We start from the raw sequence: 5,723 nt of genomic DNA, 5'->3' as shown, positions 1-5,723 counted from the left end.
TCTTAGTTCGGCATTCCATCTTATTCAGGCTGTGCTTCCCGAAATGCGGGCACAAAAATGGGGGCGTTTGATTCTGACCTCTTCCGTCGCTGCGCAAATCGGTGGTGTCATCGGACCGCACTATGCAGCCAGCAAGGCCGGCATGTTGGGGCTTGCGCACTACTACGCAGCAGTGCTTGCCAAAGAGGGCATCACGGCGAACGTTATTGCGCCGGCCCTGATCGAGACCGATATGATCAAGAACAATCCGGCGATTAAGCCAACGCTGATCCCGGTGGGACGCTTTGGTGTGCCTGATGAGGTCTCTTCTGTCGCTTTGATGCTCGCTGGCAATGGCTACATCACGGGCCAAACCATCAATATCAACGGCGGTTGGTACATGAGCTAATGACGGGCTCTGCGCGGCGTGATCAATGCGCAGCGTTTGTGAATGTCAGTGATGAAGCAATGCGAGGAACGATAGAATGGCGGGGAAAATAGCGCAAAATGTGCCGCGGCCGGGGAGTATTCCGATGATGGCGGTCGCGTGTGGCGTCATGGTTGCCAATGTGTACCTCTGCCAACCGATTCTGTCGGCGATTGCGCTAAGCTTTCATGAGTCTGCAGCCAAAGCAGGATGGATTGCAACGTCAGCTCAGATTGGATACGCACTCGGGATTCTCTTTGTCGTGCCGTTGGCGGACCGTACCAACCCCCGCGTCCTTATCCGAATTCTGCTTAGCTTGACAGCTATTGCCCTGATTGCAGCAGCAGCTAGTCCGTCGATCCAATTGTTGGCGGCGCTAATGCTGATCGTCACAATGACGACGGTTGTGCCGCAGGTTCTTATTCCTGTGGCCGTTTCACTCGCTGAACCTGGTAAATCTGGGCGTGTTGTCGGAGCCATGCAGACGGGTCTGATCCTTGGCATTTTGCTCTCTCGGACCGTTTCTGGGGCTGTAGCGCAGCTAAGTGGTACGTGGCGGGCATCGTATCTGGTGGCTGCTGCGCTTACCTTGCTGTTGTTGCTAGCCCTGCCTAGGTTTATCCCCGAGAGGAGGGCGGTTGCGAAAAGCTCATACCTATCGTTGCTCACCTCGCTGCCGAAGTTGTTCTTTCGGTGGCGTGAGCTGAGATTCTCTGCGTTCTTGGGTGCGTCCATGTTTGGCGCATTCTCAGCGTTCTGGGCCACGCTTGCGTTTCATATTGCTAATGCGCCATTTCATTATGGATCGGCTCAAGCGGGTCTATTTGGCCTATGGGGTGCTGCCGGCGCGTTGATAGCGCCGTTTTCCGGTCGCCTATCCGACAGGTTTGGTCCAACCTGGGTCAATGTAATGTCTGTCACCTCGGCAGCCGCAGCGTTCGCGTTGTTCCTCTTCTATGGGGACATGTCTGTGTTCGCGATTGTGATCGGTGTGAACCTTCTCGACTTCGCAAATCAGTCGGGACAAATCGCGAATCAGGCACGCATCTTCAAGTTGGATCCGGAGGCTAGGGCGCGGCTGAATACGGTCTATATGGTCTTTACGTTCGGTGGAGGAGCTATCGGGTCAGCGATCGGCGCTTGGGCCTGGAGTGAAAGCGAATGGCAGGGGGTGTGCCGTGCGGGTAGCGCTCTTATCGGTCTGGTAGCAGTATTGTTGCTCTCGAGAGCAGGTCTTAGACATAAGGCCTAGACCCCACGATTCAACAGAAATTGACATGCTTTCTTGACCGCGATTCCACAGCATGCTCTGTCAGGGCGCGGCAAATCGACTAGTAACTATCAAGTCATCGAGGCTTTGATGTATATAAAGTACGGGACGAGACAAGTATCTCGATTTTCTCCGTAACGTTCCAGCGCATGTCGGACTTGCCGTGCTCGCAGGCTACCTATTCAAAATCCTGTTGGATGTTGGTTTGACGCGCCCCGGTGTAACCATGTCGTTCGTTTTGGTGGCGATCAGTTGCACTATCGCCGTCACAGCAAACTTTGCTCAGTTTTTTGAGAGCGTGATGAACGACCTTGCAAGCGATAGCATTTTTGGGAAGCGAATGCGTCGCATCATGCGCCTGCAGGGAAGCGGCACTCTTTGTTGTCGACGTATGTTGATCTCATTGTGGCGTGTGCGTGCTGCCCTGACGGTCGAGATTTACGTTTTCACCATCGTGCTCGAAATCTGCATCATCGGATGGACTGTGGGCTTCGCGGTGTTCTACAAGCATACCCAGTGATGAGTGCGGAAATTGTCGTTGTAGGTGGTGGCGTGGTTGGACTTTCGATGGCCCTGGCTATTCAGAAACTCGGCGTCAAGGTTATCTTACTCGAAAGGCAAAAGGCGACCTCATTAGCTCAGCCGGAAGACGACGGCCGAGAAATCGCTCTGACGCGAAGTACGCAGCAGCTGCTCTGCGATCTAGGCATATGGCGGCAAATTAGAGCACGCTATTTCTCGCCTGTGAGGCAGCTTGAGGTGCGAGTAGCACCTGCGTCTATATCGTTACCAGTTCCAATGCTCGTCGATCCGATCGTCGGATTAGTGTCCCACCACGAGTTACGACGTGCCGCCTATGGTGCTGTGTGCAATGTCGATTCTAGCGTTCAAATCTGCGACGCACAGACACCCGCTCGTGTTGATGTATCGAACGCATGTGTGGAAATTGCCATGGAAAATGGCTCAAGCGTGCGGTGCAAGCTAGCGATTGGAGCCGACGGACGGCAGTCCAGCTTTGCGCGTATGGCAGGCTTTATCCTCGCGCGTAAAAATTTCGAGGACTCTATCATGCTATGTCGGGTTAGCCACCCACTCCCGCATGAAGAGCGCTCGATACAATGGTTTAAGCCACGGCTTATCGTTGCAAACCTGCCCCTCAAAAGAGCTTCTGATAGAGAGCCATGGTCGTCGTCAATGGCGATTTACGGTAGGACGCCTGCCATAGACGCTCTGGATTCTCTGCCTGATTCGAAGCTGTCTGAGCAGTTATCCAAGATGACAAATTTTCATTTTGGTTCGATGCAGGTTGAGGGGCATCGGTGTCAGTTCCCCTTGTCGACATCGGTTGCGAGGCGGTTTTCATCAACGCGCTGCGCACTAATTGGTGACGCTGCGCTGGGTCTGCACCCTGCGACAGGGCAAGGCTTCAATTTCGGGATGGCGGGTGTTGCACGATTGGCAAGAGAAATTGCTCGAAATTTGGATGAGTATGGCGATGTCGGCCATCATTCTGGCTTAGCGCGTTATGACAGAAGTCGACGGTTGCTTTCCGCTGGGTTTCTTCGAGGTAGTAATCAGTTGATTAAGACGATGCAGGAAATCGCTGCTAGTAGTGCGTGTTTTACCACACGATTCTCTGGCGTGATTCCCGGCATTACTTGATCCAATAGAATTTGGATGACCCCGAGTGGAAAATAGAAATGATTGTTGTTGCGGAATTCCCCGCGCGTCCCATTCTCTATAGTAAGTGTCATATTGTCGAGAGCATCAGACGGTTCGAGTCATTAAGCTTCGGCCCAACTGTTACTTTGAACTTGTAGGCTACCGACTGCATGAGGACCCCGATGCGCGCTATTTCGACTGGCTTAACCTATGACGATGTACTGTTGATCCCCGGTGCGTCGGAGATTCTTCCTGCTGACGCTGATGTGTCTACGTGCTTCAGTCGCAACGTCTCGTTGAACATCCCGCTTGTATCAGCAGCGATGGACACTGTGACGGAAGCACCTATGGCCATCGCCTTGGCGCAACTGGGTGGCATTGGGGTTATTCATAAGAATTTGTCGATCGAACGTCAGGCGGAAGAGGTGGCGCGGGTTAAACGGTATGAGGCGGGCGTTGTGAACCATCCGGTGACTGTGACGCCAGAAATGTCGTTGGACGAACTCCGACGCCTGGCAGCGAACTCCGGAATATCGGGCTATCCAGTCATTGATGCTGGGGGGGTGCTGGTAGGTGTTGTAACTGGGCGAGATCAACGGTTTGCTCCCACGTCGAGCAAGTTGGTCAAGGACGTCATGACGCCGCTTGAGCGACTGGTGACCATCAAAGAAGGATCTGATTTTGCGCAGGCACGGGACCTGATGCATAAGCATCGTCTGGAACGAGTGTTGGTAGTCAGCAACTCGTTTGAGTTGCGTGGGATTGTTACCGCCAAGGATATGGCCAAGTCGCACGAATACCCGAATGCTGCAAAGGACAGCATTGGGCGCCTAAAAGTTGCCGCATCGATCGGGACCACCCGGGATGATAATGTTCGTTTCGAGAAGCTAGTAGAGGCAGGCGTCGACGCAGTCGTTATTGACACTGCGCATGGTCACAGTCATCGCGTTTTGGAGCAAGTCGACTGGGCGAAGCGAAACTATCCGAACGTAGATGTCGTCGCAGGTAATATCGTGACAGGTGAAGCGGCCTTGGCGCTCTATGACTGCGGCGCGGATGCCGTGAATGTAGGAATGGGACCAGGTTCTATCTGCACGACTCGCGTTGTCGCCGGTATCGGTGTCCCGCAGTTAACAGCCCTTCTCGATGTGGCGGATGCGCTCTGGAGAAAGGATATCCCGATCATCGCTGATGGGGGTATTCGCTACTCCGGCGACATCGCAAAAGCTCTGGCTGCGGGAGCAACTTCGGTCATGGTCGGTGGCTTACTCGCCGGAACGGATGAAGCTCCGGGCGAAATATTCCATTTCGGTGGACACCCTTATAAGTCATATCGTGGGATGGGTTCTATCTCAGCAATGAAGCAAGGGAGCGCGGACCGGTATTTGCAGGATGCTCATCTCAATGCGAATAAGCTCGTCCCGGAAGGGATTGAAGGGCGCGTAGAGTATAAGGGAGCCATTGGGCCGATCGTGCAGCAATTGATCGGGGGGTTGCGCGCAAGTATGGGCTACTGTGGTACCAAGACGGTAAAAGATATGCCGTTGCAAACCGAATTTGTCCAGATGTCGTCAGCGGGGATGCGTGAGTCCCACGTTCATGACGTGCAGATTACCCAGGAAGCACCAAACTATCGGTAATCCGATTGCTGCTCGGGCGCACGGCAGAACAACCTAAGCTTCATATCTTATCTAAAGATTAGATGTGCCGTCTGCGATGAGTATTATGAACGATGATCAAGCGGGTCATAGTGACAGAGGTGACATGCCAGCAATGCGCTCCGCGCGAATGGAGGGCTGGCAGTCGCTAATGTCCTCTGTTGCTGTAAGCGGAGTGAAACGTGATTTTGCAACGCCGCAGGTTCTACAGGAACATCACCATGCTGAAGGTCAACTGATCTACGCGTCACGTGGCGTAATTGTCATAGGTAGCCCGCAGGGGTATTGGGTCGTACCTCCTACGCGCGCAGTCTGGCTCGCCCCGAATGTCTCGCACTGGGCACGCACCAGCGCCGGGGTACGAGTACGATCTGTACTCGTACGAGCGGACGCCGAAGGGCAGGTCCCACTGCATAGCTGTGTTTTAAATGTGATGCCTCTTATGCGCGAAGTCATCATTGCTCTGGCCGACCGAAAAGATGGTGAGCAAATGTCAGCGCTCGACATTGCTCTGACTCAAGTTCTGTTGCTTCAGCTCAGGGCCCTCCCAATTCTCCCTCTCCATTTGCCGGCGCTAAAAGACTATCGTCTGTTACGCATAGAAAGGCATGTTCTCAAGAGCCCCGATGAGAAAATCAACCTGGAAAAGTGGGCGGAGATGCTGAGCGTGACACCACGAACATTGCATCGCTTGTTCGTGAAAGAGGTTGGAATGTCATATCAGCAA

The 5,723-nt window shown here is 53.7% G+C and carries 5 protein-coding genes and 1 pseudogene; all 6 read left to right on the top strand.

The genetic code is table 11. The features are described 5' to 3' along the window. Positions 1-388: SDR family NAD(P)-dependent oxidoreductase (locus tag WM40_RS25575; RefSeq protein ID WP_046154429.1), on the top strand; the 388-nt coding region annotated here is incomplete at its 5' end. A 124-nt stretch (positions 389-512) separates the two neighbouring features. Next, positions 513-1,658 carry an MFS transporter gene (locus tag WM40_RS25570; protein ID WP_157686016.1) on the top strand — a complete coding sequence of 382 codons (1,146 nt, stop codon included), beginning with the start codon at positions 513-515 and terminating at the stop codon, positions 1,656-1,658. A gap of 181 nt (positions 1,659-1,839) precedes the next feature. After that, a complete protein-coding gene (locus WM40_RS25565; protein ID WP_046154426.1) occupies positions 1,840-2,196 on the top strand; it encodes a hypothetical protein in 357 nt (118 codons plus the stop codon). Next, positions 2,196-3,338: an FAD-dependent oxidoreductase gene (locus tag WM40_RS25560; protein WP_046154425.1), complete on the top strand. Its 1,143-nt coding sequence runs from the start codon at positions 2,196-2,198 to the stop codon at positions 3,336-3,338. The genes WM40_RS25565 and WM40_RS25560 overlap by 1 nt, the downstream gene beginning before the upstream one ends. Positions 3,339-3,520: 182 nt before the next feature. Further along, complete coding sequence (guaB, locus tag WM40_RS25555) at positions 3,521-4,978, top strand: IMP dehydrogenase (RefSeq protein WP_046154424.1); 1,458 nt, start codon at positions 3,521-3,523, stop codon at positions 4,976-4,978. Between the two features lie 460 nt (positions 4,979-5,438). Then, a pseudogene (locus WM40_RS31850) lies at positions 5,439-5,723 on the top strand (AraC family transcriptional regulator); the annotation flags it as partial.

Origin of the sequence: Robbsia andropogonis (assembly GCF_000970345.1) — a bacterium.
Lineage (GTDB): Bacteria > Pseudomonadota > Gammaproteobacteria > Burkholderiales > Burkholderiaceae > Robbsia > Robbsia andropogonis.
This window is presented reverse-complemented; position numbering and strand designations above follow the sequence as displayed.

Bases quoted from the DNA above. Each gene is read 5' to 3' on its own strand.
- WM40_RS25570 (WP_157686016.1), top strand. From the start codon at position 513: ATGATGGCGGTCGCGTGTGGCGTCATGGTTGCCAATGTGTACCTCTGC.
- WM40_RS25560 (WP_046154425.1), top strand. From the start codon at position 2,196: ATGAGTGCGGAAATTGTCGTTGTAGGTGGTGGCGTGGTTGGACTTTCG.
- guaB (WP_046154424.1), top strand. From the start codon at position 3,521: ATGCGCGCTATTTCGACTGGCTTAACCTATGACGATGTACTGTTGATC.